Below are 14,871 nucleotides of genomic sequence, written 5' to 3' on the forward strand. Positions count from 1 at the left end.
GCAATCAACAAAAGGATGATGTGATGCCTCTGCCCGACCTGACGCTGCAACAACTGGATGGCACCCCCTACCCGCTCGCCCAACTGGCCGGCAAAGTGATCCTGGTGGTGAATGTGGCCAGCCGCTGCGGCTTTACCCCCCAATATGAGGGGCTGGAAGCCCTCTATCGCGAGCTGGGGCCCGAGGGGCTGGAGATCCTGGGCTTTCCCTGCAACCAGTTCGGTCAGCAGGAGCCGGGGGATGCCGAGGAGATCGCCCGTTTCTGCTCCCTTGACTACCCGGTCACCTTCCCCATCATGGCCAAGTGCGATGTCAACGGCGAGCAGGCCCACCCGCTCTATCGGTGGCTCAAGAAGGAGAAACCGGGGCTGCTGGGGCTGGAAAACGTCAAGTGGAACTTCACCAAGTTCCTGATCGACCGTGACGGCAACGTAGTAGAGCGGTTTGCTCCCACCACCAAGCCGGAGAGTCTGGTCGCCCCCATCCGCGACCTGCTCTGATTACTTTTTGCGGCACATAAAGAGCGGCCGGTGCGACAGCTACTGCGCACCGGCCGCTCTTTTGCTATATTACGCCCCCGTTATCATTTCCATATCGTGGCTGGCGCCCGCGCCGGTCATCCGCTGAGCCAAAGGCTCACCAGAGGAGTTTCTCTCGAACATGTCATTCAACGAACTGGGTCTCTCCCCGCACATCCTGCGGGCCGTCAAGGAGCTGGGTTACGAACAGCCAACCCCCATCCAGCAGCAAGCCATTCCGGCTATTCTGGCTGGTCAGGATGTCCTCGGCGGAGCCCAGACAGGCACAGGCAAGACAGCCGGTTTCACCCTGCCCATGCTGCAGCTGCTGCTGGCCAACCATGGCCGCGGTCGCCGTCAGGTGCGCGCCCTGGTACTGACACCGACCCGCGAACTGGCCGCCCAGGTGGGCGAGAGCATCATCAAATATGCCCACCACCTGCCGTTTCGTACCCTGATCGCCTACGGTGGCGTCAGCATCAAGCCCAACCTGGATGCCATCAAGCTCGGTATCGACATTCTGGTGGCCACCCCGGGCCGTCTGCTGGATCTGCTGACCCAGGGCGCATTGACCCTGAGCGAGCTGGAAGTGCTGGTGCTGGATGAAGCGGATCGCATGCTCGACATGGGCTTCATCGTCGATATTCGCCGCATCATGAAGGCACTGCCCGCCAAACGGCAGAGCCTCCTCTTCTCCGCCACCTTCTCAAGCGAGATCAAGGCGCTGGCGGACGATCTGCTGAACGACCCCACCCTCATTGAGGTCGATCCCAGCAACACGGCTGCCGAACAGGTGACCCAGCGCATCATTCAGGTCGATCGGGAACGCCGCCGCGAGCTGCTCTCCCACATGATTGGCCGTGGCAACTGGCAGCGGGTGCTGGTGTTTGTCCGTACCAAGCAGATCGCCGATCGCCTCGCGCATCAGATGCAGAAAGACGGTCTGGACACAGTCGCCATCCACGGTGACAAGAGTCAGGGAGCCCGCAACCGGGCGCTGGCCGATTTTCGCGAAGGCAAGGTGCGGGTGCTGGTGGCAACCGATATCGCCGCCCGTGGCCTGGACATCGATCAGCTCCCCCACGTGATCAACTTCGAGCTACCGCAGATGGCGGAGGATTACATCCACCGTATCGGCCGTACCGGCCGTGCCGGTCGCGGTGGCGAGGCCATCTCGCTGGTCAGCCATGATGAGTTGGGTCAGCTCAAGGCGATCGAGGCCCTGATCGGTCAATCCCTCTCCGTGGAGATCCTCGAAGGGTATGAGCCGAGCGGCAAGCCAAGCCGCCAGACCCTGCCCGGCAGCAAGCCGGTGCAGAACCCGCCGCGCGCCCGTGGCGCAGCCAATGCCAAGGGTGGCAAGGGCAAACCGGCAGCAGGCAAAGCCAAAGGCGATACCGCCAAGAAGCCTGCCCAGTCTCCTCAAAACAAGTCCCGCAAACGGGAAGTGGTGGGTGAGGACGTCGGATTTACCCCGATGCGCCGCCTGCCCAGAGCCCAGCGCGACAGCTATCAGGATAGCGACGACGAGTAATTCGTCCCGTGCCTACGCCAGACTGGTTGGCCAAACAGCTGATTGACCAGACAAAGGGAGCCTCGTCGGCTCCCTTTGTGCTTTTGGCAATCGGGTAAAGCCCCTACACCAGCGAGTGGCGTACTCCCGGATGTTTACCATCCGGATGCTTGCCATGCAGCAACGCAGGCTCGCTGCCATCGGCCGGATTGTGCTGCAAAAACTCGAACAACCCGGCCTGCATATTGACGTTCCAGAATCGCCCCGCCAGCGTCAGTACCAGTTGATCGCCAGCAAGATCGGCCAACCCGTTTTGCCGCCAGGCATCGAACAGCGGCATCAGATGACTGCGCAGTGAGGCTGGCAGGCGTGCCAGAGCCAACACGCCGCTGTCGAGCGCGCCACGCAGCAGGCCATCGATCCGCGCATTCGGATTGCGCCCCATCACCATGCCGGGCGCCCGAACTCCCTTCTCATGCGCTTCGTGCCACTGGGCCAAATCCCGCCCGTACATCACGCCATAGCCATGGATAGTGCCCCCGGCTCCGGCACCAAAGGGGAGGATCTCGGCACCGCGCTTGGCCATCTGGTTATAGCGACTCTGCTCGGCTGGAGTGCGTCGCCAGTGACTGCAGGAGAGCCGCTCCCAACCATGCCGTTCCAGTTGCTGGCTGCCGTAAGCGTACATGGCGGCCCGCTGCTGACCATCGGCAGCCCAGCCCAGCTTGCCCTTCTGCCCGGCCCGATCCAGATTGGTGCCCGGCATGGCGATAAGCTGGTAGAGATCAACCCCGTGCACGCCGCTCGCCATCACATCTGTGATGTCCTGCCGCCACACGGCATCATCCTGACCGGGCAGACCGAAGATAAGATCCGCCACGATCACTGCCGCATCATCGCGAGTCAGCTCGCCAAGGCGGGTCAGCAGGCTCTCCCTGTCATCGATCCGCGCCGCTTGCTGGCGCACACCGGTATCAAAACTCTGCACCCCGAACGAAAAGCGGTTGAAACCGCCGCCCAGCGCAGCCTGCCACTTGGCATCATCAAAACCGTTGAGGCGCCCCTCAAGTGTCACCTCGGCATCGACCGTCAGAGGAAAGCGCCGGATCATCCTGGCCAGCATCGCCAGCTCATCGGCACTCATATCGGTGGGGGTTCCTCCCCCGACATAGACGGCCGAGAAGGGGCGGCTTTGTACCAGCGGCGTCTCTGCGGCCCTGGCAAGCGATGCGCACAACCCGTCGACATAGCGGCTGATCCGCGCCGGATTGGCGCCATTTTCGAAGAAATTGCAGAAGCTGCAGCGCTTGCGACAAAACGGAATATGGAGATAGAGGGCGCGCTCTTCGGCATCGCTCTCTTGCAGCCACCACTGTTGCCATTGGTTCTCATCGAGTGACAAGGGGCGTATCCCTCCCCGACTGGCATGTGCCGAGGTTTTGGCACTGAAGGCAAACTTGAGAGGGTCCGGCGAAGCCACGCCGGTCATGGAAGGAGTTAGATGGATCATGGTGATGACTCGCAAATAACAGCAATGATAATTATTATCACTCATGTGTTTTTGCGCAGGATCAACTCTTGGTGCCACTCAATCTGAAATTGCCCTGTTGGCAACCTCCATTACCGATCTGCTTAACAGATTATTTACTCAAGAGTGACTAAAGTGTGCCGATAGGAAACTGTCTACCCGCCTCTCCTTGTCTACGCTCAAGATGAAACGGGAACCAATAAAAACAGATAAAGGGCATGGGATCGGCCACTATGCATAACCTCTCACTGAACTGGAAAATCTTTCTCCCCCTTGCGCTGGTCATCAGCTCCACCTTCGCCCTCTGCTTCGAGCTCTCTGCCTGGTTGCAACGGGATCTCGCCATCCGCATGGCGGAAGAGAAGGTTGAGAGCGCCGCCAACACCTACATGGATCAGCTCAACGTATTGATGATGACCGGTGGCATGGCCAACCGGCAGATAGTGCAAACCAAGCTCAAGAGCGAGGCAGGGATTGTCGAAGCCCGTCTTATCCGTGCCCCCGCCGTCAGCAACTTGTTTGGCCCGGGCCATCCCGACCAGAAAGCCCAGGATGCCCTCGATGAACGCGCCATCACGAAGGGGGATATCATCCTCAAGCAGCAGGGCAACCAGCTCACCCTGATCAAACCGTTCAAGGCCTACAAGGAGTATCGCGGCACCCAGTGCACCAGTTGCCATCAGGTGGATGAGGGAACCGTCATGGGGGCGGTTCGGATCAGCTATGACCTGACCCATACCTTCGACGATATCCGCCACAACAACTTTATTCTGAGTGGCAGTCTGGCGGCTGTTTTCGGTCTGGGTTTCGGCCTGCTCTGGTGGGTGTTGCAGCGCTACGTCAAACGGCCGCTGCGCCAGTTGCAGCTCACCATGATCCAGATGGCGAAAGAGCGTAACCTCGCGCTCCCTCTCGTCAACAACAGTCAGGATGAGCTGGGCCAGATGACCCGCGCCGTCAACGACATGGTGCAGGGCTTCCGCCACAGCTTGCAGGAGGTGGAAGGAGCGACTCATCAGCTCTATCAGGAGTCGAGCCAGATCCGCCAGGTTGCCACCCAGACCGAAAACTCGGCCCGTCAGCAGGAGGGGATGACCACCCAGGTTGCGGCCGCAGTGAGCGAACTTGCTGCCAGCTCCCACGAAGTACGCGAACATGCCCGCCACAGTGCCGAGCTCTCCGCACTCACCAATCAGGATGCTGCCAATACCAGCCGTCTCGCTCAGCACTCCATCACCGACATGGGCGAGATGTCGACCGAAATCGACAGGGTGGATCAGGTGATCCAGCAGCTCGACAGCCGCTGTCTCGCCGTGGATGGGGTATTGGAAGTGATCAAGGGGATCGCCGATCAGACCAACCTGCTGGCACTCAACGCAGCCATTGAGGCTGCGCGAGCCGGCGAGCAGGGACGCGGTTTTGCCGTGGTGGCCGACGAGGTGCGCGCCCTCTCCAACCGCAGCCGCACCGCCAGCGAGGAGATCTCCCAGATGATCGCTGCCTTGCAAAAAGAGGCCCAGAGCGCAGTTACGGTGATCGGGGATGCAAAAACCAAAGCGGACGAGAGCATCAGCAAAACCGAGGCGACCCTGGCCGCCATGCAGAACATCATTGAACGCATCGCCCGGATCAACGATCTCAATGCCCAGATGGCCCAGTCAGCCGAAGAGCAGGACAGGGTCTGCAACGAGGTGGACCACTCGGTGAACCAGATCCGCAACACCTCCAACGACACCCTGGGTCAGGCTCATGCAGCCAACCTCGCCAGCGTTCAGCTGGTCGAGCAGTGCCAGAAACTGGAAGCCCTGCTCAAGACCTATCGCTGGTAGCCCTGCCCCGACAACAAAAAGCGCGCCTGTGGCGCGCTTTTACTTTGTATCAATTCCTAGCTGTATCAGCTCGCTGATATATCCGTCTCAGCGGGTGTTGCGGGTGGCGACCGCATCGGCCAGATTGCGCAGCAGGGTTTCGGTATCTTCCCAACCGATGCAGGCATCCGTGATGCTCTGGCCGAAGGTAAGCTCGCAGCCCTCGACCAAATCCTGACGCCCTTCCACCAGATGGCTCTCCACCATCACGCCAAATACAGCCTTGCTGCCGGCGCGCAGCTGATCAGCTACATCGTCCGCCACTACCATCTGATTCTTGAACTGCTTGCTGCTGTTGGCATGGCTGAAGTCGATCATCACCTTTTGCGGCAGACCCGCCTTCTCCAATCCCTTCACCACCTCACTGACATGGGTTGCGCTGTAGTTAGGTTCACGGCCACCACGCAGGATGATGTGACAATCCGGGTTGCCTTTGGTGGCCACGATGGCGGAGTGGCCATACTTGGTGACCGACAGGAAGTGATGGGGGGCACTGGCAGCACCGATGGCATCGATGGCTACCTTGATGGTGCCGTCGGTACCGTTCTTGAAGCCCACCGGGCAAGAGAGACCGGAGGCCAGCTCGCGATGCACCTGGGATTCAGTGGTACGGGCGCCGATCGCCCCCCAGCTCATCAGATCAGCCACGTATTGCGGCGTGATCATATCGAGGAATTCGGACGCGGTCGGCAGCCCCATGTCGTTGAGATCGAGCAGCAGCTTGCGACCCAGGCGCAGACCGTCATTGATCTTGCAGCTGTTATCGAGGTACGGATCGTTGATGAGCCCCTTCCAGCCCACGGTAGTACGCGGCTTTTCGAAGTAGACCCGCATCACGATCTCCAGCTGGCCCTTGAGTTCATCACGCAGTGCCTTGAGGCGCTTGCCATATTCGATGGCGGCAACCGGATCGTGGATGGAACAGGGGCCAATAACCACCAGCAGACGGTCATCTTCACCATTCAGGATACGGTGGATGGCCTGACGGGAATCAAACACGGTCGATGAGGCGGTCTCGGTCGCCGGAAACTTCTCAAGCACCGCAACCGGAGGGAGTAACTCTTTGATTTCACTGATACGAACGTCGTCGGTTTGATGCTGCATGACAAGGCTTCCTGCTAGATAACTGCGATTAAGAAATCTCAACATAGCCCGCAGCCGAGTCGGTGTAAATAGAAAATTACATCACCAAAGAAAGTTTTTTTAACCTACATCTTGCAAGTTAATGAAATACTGCTAGTTGCGAGCGTGCCGGAGATAAAAAGGCCCGCACAAGGCGGGCCCCATCATGTTGGAGGGATTAATCGCGCTGGCTGATGCTGGCCAGTTTTTCGAAGTAGTCCGGGAAGGTCTTCGAGGTGCACTTGGGATCGTTGATAGTCACCGGCGTATCGGACAGAGCCACCAGCGAGAAGCACATGGCGATCCGGTGATCGTTATAGGTATCGATCTCGGCGTGCTTGAGCTGCGTCGGCGGGGTCACGGTAATAAAGTCACGCCCCTCCTCCACTTCTACGCCCAGCTTGCGCAGCTCGGTCGCCATGGCATGCAGGCGATCGGTCTCCTTCACGCGCCAGTTGTAGATATTGCGAATGGAGGTCGGCCCCTCGGCAAACAGCGCCGCAACCGCGATGGTCATGGCCGCATCGGGAATATGGTTCATATCCATATCGATACCGTGCAGCGGCGCCTGCTCCGCTTCGATAAAGTCATCACCCCAGGTGATGCGCGCGCCCATCTTCTCCAGTACGTCGGCGAAATGGATATCGCCCTGAATGCTGTGCTTGCCGATGCCGGTGACCCGCACCTTGCCCTTGATGGCGCCAGCCGCAAGGAAGTAGGAGGCGCTGGAGGCATCCCCTTCAACCAGAAAATCCCCCGGGCTGATGTAGGTCTGGTTGCCCTTGATGTAGAACAGCTTGTAGTTGTCGTGCTCGATGACAACCCCGAACTGCTTCATGATGTGCAGGGTGATATCGATGTAGGGCTTGGAGACCAGCTCCCCCTTGATATGGATGCGGGTGTCGCCAGCCGCCATGGGCGCAGCCATCAGGAAGGCGGTCAGGAACTGGCTGGAAACGGAACCATCGACGTGCACATCGCCGCCCCACAGCCCCTTGGCATCCACCACCAGCGGCGGAAAACCATCTTTTTTCAGGTACTGGATATGAGCTCCCGCCTCACGCAGGGCATCAACCAGATGGCCAATAGGGCGCTCTTCCATGCGCGGCTCACCGCCCAGGGTGTACTCACCAGAGCCCAGACACAGTGCGGCACAGAGCGGGCGCATGGCGGTACCGGCATTGCCCAGGAACAGATTGATCGGCTCTTTGACGGCAAAGCTGCGGCCAAGGCCCTGCACAGTGCACTCGGTCTTGTCGGCAGAGAGCTTGTACTTGACCCCGAGCTGGGTCAGTGCTGCCAGCATGTGACGAATGTCATCGCTGTCGAGCAGGTTGGTCAAACGGGTAGTACCACGGGCCAGTGCCGCCAGCAGCAGCGCCCGGTTAGAGACACTCTTTGATCCGGGCAGATTGACCTCACCGGCCACACGAGAAATGGGTTCCAAACGCAACGAATTCATAGACTTCCTGTGCAATCTCAAATAAATGACCTGACCGGACGTTAACAGTACGCGCCCCGCTCGGCAAGGGCAGCGACAGGGGAAAAACGGGGCTGCGCGCTAAGATTCAGTCGTTGTTGAAAAAAAGACGCCGGGCAAGCCCGGCGTCAGGATTAACTGCAGACCGGATCAGCCGTGACGCTTGGCAAACTCATCCATAAAGCTGACCAGCGCCTTCACACCCTCCAGCGGCATGGCGTTGTAGATGCTGGCCCGCATGCCACCGACGATGCGGTGTCCTTTGAGCGCCAGCAGGCCAGCCGCTTCAGATTCAGCCAGGAACTGCTTGTCCAGCTCGGCATTTTTCAGCTGGAATGGGATGTTCATCCGCGAACGGCAGCTGACATCCACCTGATTGCTATAGAAGCTCGATTGATCGAGATAGTCGTAAAGGAAGTCGGCCTTCTCCTTGTTGCGCGCTTCCATCGCCGCAAGGCCACCCTGTTCTTTCAGCCACTCGAACACCAGACCGGCCAGATACCAGGCGTAGGTGGGCGGCGTGTTGAACATGGAGTCGTTCTTGGCGGTGAGCTTGTAGTCGAAAATCGAGGGCACATCGGCTCTGGCCTGATCCAGCAGATCATCGCGCACGATGGCGATGGCAAGCCCGGACGGACCGATATTTTTCTGGGCACCGGCATAGATGATGCCAAAGCGGCTCACATCGATGGGACGGGAGAGGATGGTCGAGGAGAGATCCGCCACCAGCGGTACATCGCCGGTTGCGGGGATATCGAACATCTCGATCCCTTCAATGGTCTCGTTCGGGCAGTAGTGCACATAGGCAGCATCAGAGCGAAATGCCGGTGTCGGCAACAGATGTGTAATCCCCTGCTCGTTTTTGGCAACCCCTTGCCAGGTCTGGATGTCGCCGTACTTTTGCGCCTCATCCACGGCCCCCTGCGACCAGACACCGGTCAGCAAAAAATCAGCCTTCTTGTTGGCGCCGCCCAGCAGGTTCATGGGCACTGCAGAGAACTGACCGCGGCCGCCACCGTGCATGAAGAGCACCTTGTAGTTGTCCGGCACCGCCAGCAACTCGCGCAGATCGGCCTCGGCCTTCTCGGCGACCGCCATGTAGTGCTTGCCGCGGTGGGAAAGCTCCATGACCGAGGCTCCCAGCCCCTGAAAATTACAAAATTCGCGCTGGGCGCGCTCCATGACTTCAACCGGCAACATGGCGGGGCCGGCGCAGAAGTTGTAAACCTGTTTGCTCATGACGCTTTCCGTGAGTGGATGAGTGTGATCGATGACTTGTCAGGTTTTACACAAGAGCAGCCAGCGGATCAAAGGCTTTTTGGGAGCTGGCTCAACCTTTTACCGTCACTCTTGCTCCCCTTTTCAGTAGAAAAAGCCCTGAACGGGTCAGGGCTTGCAGAGAACGTGCGCAGAAATGGTCAAGAGACCGCATAAACGGGCTGCCCCTGTCCTTTCCGACAAATTTACACCTTGGCGGTGAGCTCGGGCAGCAGGGTGAAGAGATCCCCCACCAGACCGTAGTCGGCCACCTGAAAGATGGGCGCTTCGCTGTCCTTATTGATGGCCACAATCACCTTCGACTCCTTCATCCCCGCCAGATGCTGAATGGCGCCCGAGATACCGACCGCGATATAGAGCTCGGGCGCGACCACCTTGCCAGTCTGGCCGACCTGCAGATCGTTGGCGACGAAACCCGCATCGACGGCAGCGCGCGATGCGCCGACCGCCCCGCCCAGCTTGTCGGCCAGCGCCTCAATCAGGGCAAACTGCGCCTTGGAGCCAAGGGCTCGGCCACCGGAGACCACCACTCGCGCAGCTGTCAACTCGGGCCGGGGCGATTGCACTGCAAGGCGCTCCACCAGGCGGGTCCGGCGGGTCGATTCGGGCACCACCAGACTCTCAACGGGAGCATTGCCTGCCTCCATTGCCTTGGCAAAAGCCGTCGCCCGCACCGTCATCACCTTGATGGGGGCGCTGCTCGCCACCCGGGCGATGGCATTGCCCGCATAGATGGGGCGCAGGAAGGTATCGCTGCTCTCGACAGCCGTCACCTCGGAGATCATCTCAACCCCGAGCCTGGCAGCGAGCTGGGGCAGCAGCGCCTTGCCCATGGTGCTCGCCGCCATCATGCAGTGGCTGTAACCTTCGCACCAGCGAGCCAGCAGCTTGTCGATCCCCTCCAGCACCCCTTCCGCCAGTGCGGGAGAGTCGGCCAACAGCACCTTGCTCACCCCGCTCAGCGCAGCTGCCTGCTGGCCCGCCTCGCTTATCCCCTGCCCCGCCAGCAGCAGATGCACTTCGCCACCCAACTGACTGGCAGCCGTAACCAGGCGGGCGACGTTGTCGGCCAGATGGCCCTGATGATGTTCGGCAATGATTAATACGCTCATAGTACCTTCGCCTCGTGCTTGAGTTTGTCCACCAGCTCATCCACCGAACCGACCAGTATGCCGGCTTTGCGAGCTGGTGGCGCCATCACCCCGAGCAGACGGGTCTGGTTGACAGACACAACGGCGAGATCGGCAAAGGGGGCACTCTCCAGCGGCTTGCGCTTGGCTTTCATGATGTTGGGCAGCGATGCAAACCGCGGTTCGTTCAATCGCAGATCGGCGCTCACTACAGCAGGCAGTGGCATGGCGAGGGTTTCAAGCCCGCCATCGATTTCGCTGGTCACCCGCAACACCTCTCCTTCCAGCCTGATGGCAGAAGCACAGGTAGCCAGCGGCCAGTCGGTCAGGGCGGCCAGCATCTGGGCCACCTGACCGTTGTCCGAGTCGATGGACTGCTTGCCGAGCAGCACCAGATCCGGTTGCTCCAGCTCACACACCTTTTGCAAAGCCCGTGCAACCGTCAGTGGCGCCAGCGTCTCGTCTGTCACATAGTGGCGCGCCCGATCCGCTCCCAGCGCCAGCGCATGACGCAGCTGCTCGGCGGCAGCATCCGGGCCAAAGGTCACCACCACCAGCTCGCTGGCGATACCGGCCTCACGCAGCCGGACTCCCTCTTCCACCGCGATTTCACAAAAGGGGTTGATCCCCATCTTCACATTGGCCAGCTCCACATCGGAGCCGTCCGCCCTGACCCGGATCTTGACGTTGTAATCCACTACCCGTTTGATTGCGACCAGCAGCTTCATGGGGTCATGCCTCGTCTCTTTGGATTGAATTCATTCACCAGTCCCTGCACTTTTGCACCGTGTTTCGCTTAATTTTTTGCTTACAATCACTTTACGTTTACGTAAACTACCAGCACTACCCTAGGTCAACTTCGGTGCAGAGGCAAGATGGAACGGGAAGCAATGGAATTTGATGTCGTCATCGTAGGTGGCGGCCCGGCGGGGCTCAGCGCCGCCATCGCGTTGAAACAGCAGGATGCCAACCTCTCGGTCTGCCTGCTGGAAAAGGGCGCCGAAATTGGCGCTCATCTGCTCTCCGGCGCCCTGCTCGACCCCGTCGCCCTCAAGGAGCTGCTGCCACAAAGCTGGCAGCAGGCACCGCTAGGGATAGCGGTCAACGACGATCAGGTACATTTGCTGCAAAACGAGAACCGCTCTTTGCAGCTGCCAAGCTGGGCAGTACCACCACGGATGCACAATGAGGGCTGCCACATCGTCAGCCTCGGCAATCTTTGCCGCTGGCTTGGCCAGCAGGCGGAGCAGCTGGGAGTCGAAATATACCCGGGGTTTACCGCCAGCGACCTTATCATGGAAGCGGGACGGGTCAAGGGGGTGATCACCGGCGATTTGGGACTTGATCGCGCAGGCAATCCAAAACCGGATCATGTTCCCGGCATGGCGCTCTATGGCCGCTATACCCTCTTTGCCGAGGGAGCCCGCGGCCATCTGGGTAAACAGCTGATCGCTACATTCAATCTGGAAAACACCGCCCAGCCCCAACACTATGCCATCGGTTTCAAGGAGCTGTGGCAGCTTCCCGCTGGCCGGGGTAAGGCGGGACAGGTACTCCATGGCAGTGGCTGGCCTCTTGGCAAGGAAGGAGAAAACCACAGTCACGGCGGCTTCTATCTCTATCAGATGGAGGGAGATCAGGTCTCAGTCGGGCTGATCGTCGATCTCAACTACCAGAATCCCTGGCTCAGCCCGTTTGACGAATTCCAGCGGCTCAAGCATCACCCGCTTATCGCCGACCTGCTGCAAGGGGGCGAGCGCATCAGCTATGGTGCACGCGCCATCACCAAGGGGGGCTGGCACTCCCTGCCCCGCATGCACTTCCCGGGCGGCCTATTGATCGGCTGCGATGCCGGCACCCTCGACTTTTCCCGCGTCAAGGGGATCCACACAGCCATGAAATCGGGGATGCTGGCGGCAAAAACCGTCGCGATGGCGCTACGAGGTGGCGATGAGGGAGGACGGGATCTGGTTCACTATGCCGACGAACTGCACCAGAGCTGGCTGGCACAAGAGTTGGGCGCGGCCCGCAACTTCGGCGCCGCCCTGCATCGCTGGGGCCCCTGGCTTGGTGGCGCCTTTAACTGGCTGGAGCAACGGCTGTTTGGCGCAAACTCGCCCTTCAAACTTATCGACAAGGAGCCAGATTACCGCCAGCTGCGCATGGCCAGCCGCTGCGAGCCCATCCATTACCCCAAACCCGATGGCAAGCTGAGCTTCGACAAACTCTCCTCCGTCTATCTCGCCAACACTAGTCACAACGAGGATCAGCCCTGCCATCTCAAGCTGCAGGATGAGCTGATCCCGGTAAAGGTCAACCTGCCAACCTGGGGAGAGCCCGCCCAGCGCTACTGCCCGGCAGGGGTGTTTGAGGTGCTGGAAACGGAGGGGGTAGCCAAGCTGCAGATCAACGCCGCCAACTGCATTCACTGCAAGACCTGTGACATTAAAGATCCCAGCCAAAACATCGTCTGGACACCGCCACAAGGGGGCTCCGGACCCAACTATCCCAATATGTAAGCTGCAGCTCACCTGTTGCGAAGACGAGCCTGCAACAAAGGGCTCGGATAAAGGGGGCAGGAAGGCAAGGAGAGATGCACAAGGAGCAGCACTCAAAACGGGACGAGCTGCTCCGACCTCGCCACCTTGCAGCTGTTTTTTTGAACAAACAAGCTGAATCCCCAATGAATAGCCCCTGACAAGCGCGGCCCGCCCCTGTATAGTTCGCCGCATTCAGGTTTTCCATCGGCCCGATCTGCTTATCCACGGGATCGCCTTCTGCAGCGATCTAAGGCCGCATGACCTGTGCAACCATCCCTGATTACCCATGACTTTTTAAGGGGGGACAGATGATCACCGCCTACATTCTCAATAACAAGGTGCTGGATATAGTCACGCTCGGGCCTGACGACATAGTACCTGACAACACGGTCTGGCTGGATGCCTACAAGCCGGACACGGCAGAGCGAGAATGGTTGACGGGCCTGTTCCTGGAAGAGGTTCCCGACAAGGAAGAGCTCGACGACATCGAGGCATCAGCCCGTTTCTACTGGGATACCGATGGTCTGCACATTCACTCCCTGTTTCCCCAGCGGATCGGTCGTGACACCAAGGGTGTCCACGTCTCCTTTACCCTGCGCAACAACCTGCTGATCAGCATTCGTGAAGATGACATCGGGCTGGTTCGCCTGCTGCGCCACTATATGCGCCAGGATCGGCTGGAGGTGGAGGATGCCCTCGACATCCTGCTGGAGGTACAAAACCTCAAGGTAGAGTACCTCTCCGACCTTATCGAAGATGGTTACAAAACCTTGGAAAACACCGCTGACCAGATCTTCGAGCCGGATCAGATCAACCCCATGCTCAAGGAGTTGATGGCGCAGGAAGAGGCCAACGGCCAGATCCGTCTCTCCCTGCACGATACCCGCCGCGCCTTGCGCTTCCTCAAGCGCAGCCTGCGCCAGCGCATGAGCCTTGAGCAGAACAAGTGGATCGACGAGATGCTGCACGACGTGGAGTCACTGTTGCCCCACACCCAGTTCCTGTTCGACAAGATCAACTTCCAGCTGGAGGCCTCCATGGGGGTGACCAATCTGGAACAGAACAAGGTGATCAAGATCTTCTCGGTAGCCGCCGTAATCTTCCTGCCGCCGACCCTGATCGCCAGTATCTACGGCATGAACTTCGGCCGCATGCCTGAGCTCGCCTGGGAGTATGGTTATCCCCTCTCGCTGGTGCTGATGGTGATGTCATCGCTCGGCACTGGTCTCTTCTTCAAGCGCAAAGGCTGGCTGTAACGCCGGCTGCCCGGCACAAAAAGATTCTCGCGCATTGGGGGGCATGACCCCCCGATTAATTCCCGCCCCCTCCCTCGCCTTGCAAAGGGCTCGCCTTCGCCCCATATCCTCTGCATCACTTGCACTCTATCAATGGATATCGGGTAACCATGACCCTCTACCCCGAACACCGCTATGACGATCACGGCCAGCTTCGCCCTCCTCTCTGGTTCTGGCCCATCGCCCTGCTACTGACCCGCTCGGTCTGGCTCTTTCTGATGGCTGGCGTCACCCGCCAGAGCGGCAGCGAGATCCTTGAGCTCTTCTATCCCGACAAGCTCACTCTCTATATCAGCCTGCTGACCGATGTGCCCGCCATGCTGGCACTGCTCGCCTGCGGCGGCACCTATCAGCAGACCCATGGCATTCGCGCCAGACTCAGGCGCCACAGTCCCTTGCTGCTGCTCTGCTCTGCCACCAGCGGCCTGCTGATGCAGCTGCACAGCCTCAACCTGCAGAAGTGGTCGTTCAGCTGGCCCACCGCGCTGGTGCTGGTCGCCAGCCTCTGGGCGCTCTGGTATCTGCTGCGCAGTCGCCAGTTGCGCGAATATGCGGCCGACGAGCCCCACTAACGGGGCTCTGGACAAGGTTTGCGAGGT

Annotated in this window: 12 protein-coding genes; 6 read left to right on the forward strand and 6 right to left on the reverse strand. The window is 59.7% G+C overall.

Features of this window, described 5'->3' with window-relative positions:
• Window positions 1–23: 23 nt before the first annotated feature.
• Both WE862_RS15955 and WE862_RS15960 read left to right on the forward strand, forming a co-directional pair.
• Window positions 24–500, forward strand: a complete 477-nt coding sequence (locus WE862_RS15955) for a glutathione peroxidase (RefSeq protein ID WP_042032340.1) — start codon at window positions 24–26, stop codon at window positions 498–500.
• Window positions 501–660: 160 nt separating this feature from the next.
• Entirely contained in the window at window positions 661–2,052 is a 1,392-nt protein-coding gene (locus tag WE862_RS15960; protein ID WP_042032339.1) for a DEAD/DEAH box helicase, read from the forward strand.
• Window positions 2,053–2,155: 103 nt separating this feature from the next.
• Here the strand turns inward: WE862_RS15960 and hutW are convergent, their stop codons facing one another.
• Window positions 2,156–3,541: a heme anaerobic degradation radical SAM methyltransferase ChuW/HutW gene (gene hutW / locus WE862_RS15965; protein WP_042032396.1), complete on the reverse strand. Its 1,386-nt coding sequence runs from the start codon at window positions 3,539–3,541 to the stop codon at window positions 2,156–2,158.
• A gap of 251 nt (window positions 3,542–3,792) precedes the next feature.
• Between hutW and WE862_RS15970 the strand changes: the two genes are divergently transcribed.
• Entirely contained in the window at window positions 3,793–5,388 is a 1,596-nt protein-coding gene (locus WE862_RS15970; RefSeq protein ID WP_042032338.1) for a methyl-accepting chemotaxis protein, read from the forward strand.
• Between the two features lie 87 nt (window positions 5,389–5,475).
• Here the strand turns inward: WE862_RS15970 and aroG are convergent, their stop codons facing one another.
• From aroG to WE862_RS15995, 5 genes are all read right to left on the reverse strand, one after another.
• A complete protein-coding gene (gene aroG, locus WE862_RS15975; protein ID WP_042032337.1) occupies window positions 5,476–6,531 on the reverse strand; it encodes a 3-deoxy-7-phosphoheptulonate synthase AroG in 1,056 nt (351 codons plus the stop codon).
• A gap of 196 nt (window positions 6,532–6,727) precedes the next feature.
• Window positions 6,728–8,011 carry a 3-phosphoshikimate 1-carboxyvinyltransferase gene (aroA, locus tag WE862_RS15980; RefSeq protein WP_042032336.1) on the reverse strand — a complete coding sequence of 428 codons (1,284 nt, stop codon included), beginning with the start codon at window positions 8,009–8,011 and terminating at the stop codon, window positions 6,728–6,730.
• A gap of 168 nt (window positions 8,012–8,179) precedes the next feature.
• The gene (serC, locus tag WE862_RS15985) at window positions 8,180–9,268 is read right to left on the reverse strand and encodes a 3-phosphoserine/phosphohydroxythreonine transaminase (RefSeq protein WP_042032335.1); all 1,089 of its coding nucleotides are present in this window, start codon (window positions 9,266–9,268) and stop codon (window positions 8,180–8,182) included.
• A 224-nt stretch (window positions 9,269–9,492) separates the two neighbouring features.
• Window positions 9,493–10,419: an electron transfer flavoprotein subunit alpha/FixB family protein gene (locus WE862_RS15990; RefSeq protein ID WP_042032334.1), complete on the reverse strand. Its 927-nt coding sequence runs from the start codon at window positions 10,417–10,419 to the stop codon at window positions 9,493–9,495.
• Window positions 10,416–11,165 (reverse strand): electron transfer flavoprotein subunit beta/FixA family protein, encoded by a 750-nt coding sequence (locus tag WE862_RS15995; protein WP_042032333.1) that lies wholly within the window; start codon window positions 11,163–11,165, stop codon window positions 10,416–10,418. The genes WE862_RS15990 and WE862_RS15995 overlap by 4 nt, the downstream gene beginning before the upstream one ends.
• Before the next feature lie 147 nt (window positions 11,166–11,312).
• Between WE862_RS15995 and WE862_RS16000 the strand changes: the two genes are divergently transcribed.
• From WE862_RS16000 to WE862_RS16010, 3 genes are all read left to right on the forward strand, one after another.
• Entirely contained in the window at window positions 11,313–12,956 is a 1,644-nt protein-coding gene (locus WE862_RS16000; protein ID WP_042032332.1) for an electron transfer flavoprotein-ubiquinone oxidoreductase, read from the forward strand.
• Between the two features lie 329 nt (window positions 12,957–13,285).
• Complete coding sequence (corA, locus tag WE862_RS16005; protein WP_026456618.1) at window positions 13,286–14,233, forward strand: magnesium/cobalt transporter CorA; 948 nt, start codon at window positions 13,286–13,288, stop codon at window positions 14,231–14,233.
• A gap of 149 nt (window positions 14,234–14,382) precedes the next feature.
• The gene (locus tag WE862_RS16010) at window positions 14,383–14,844 is read left to right on the forward strand and encodes a DUF2919 domain-containing protein (RefSeq protein ID WP_042032331.1); all 462 of its coding nucleotides are present in this window, start codon (window positions 14,383–14,385) and stop codon (window positions 14,842–14,844) included.
• Window positions 14,845–14,871: the final 27 nt, after the last annotated feature.

The organism is Aeromonas jandaei (genome assembly GCF_037890695.1).
In the GTDB taxonomy this organism is placed as follows: Bacteria; Pseudomonadota; Gammaproteobacteria; order Enterobacterales; family Aeromonadaceae; genus Aeromonas; species Aeromonas jandaei.